The following is a 403-nucleotide window of genomic DNA, read 5'->3' on the forward strand; positions in this document are numbered from 1 at the left end:
GGACGGGGCGCTGAGGCTGGGGCCATCCGGAGCCCCAGCCTCAGCGCCCCGTCCTCCAACGTGCAATCCCAGCGGGAGCGGCGCACGTCCACCGGCCGCACCTCCACCCCGTGCCGCTGCACGTCCGCCACCAGCGTGTGCGGCGCGTAGAACCCCATGGGCTGGGAGTTGAGCAGCGCCGCCGTGAACGCCGCCGGGTAGTGGCACTTCAGCCAACTGGACGCATAGGCAATCAACGCGAAGCTCGCCGAGTGGCTCTCCGGGAACCCGTAGTGCGCGAAGCCCCGGAAGTGATCGAACCACTCCTCCGCCTGCTTGCGCGTGTAGCCCCGCGCCTCGCAGCCCCCCACGAAGCGACCCCGGTACGGGAGGATCCGCTCCTCCGCGTGCTTGTGGCTCAAGG

The 403-nt window shown here is 70.7% G+C and carries 1 protein-coding gene; it reads right to left on the bottom strand.

What is annotated here, in order from left to right:
• Window positions 1–403 (bottom strand): helix-hairpin-helix domain-containing protein (locus D7V93_RS44265; protein WP_443652015.1); only part of this gene is annotated, 403 nt, incomplete at both ends.

The organism is Corallococcus llansteffanensis (assembly GCF_003612055.1).
Classification (GTDB): domain Bacteria; phylum Myxococcota; class Myxococcia; order Myxococcales; family Myxococcaceae; genus Corallococcus; species Corallococcus llansteffanensis.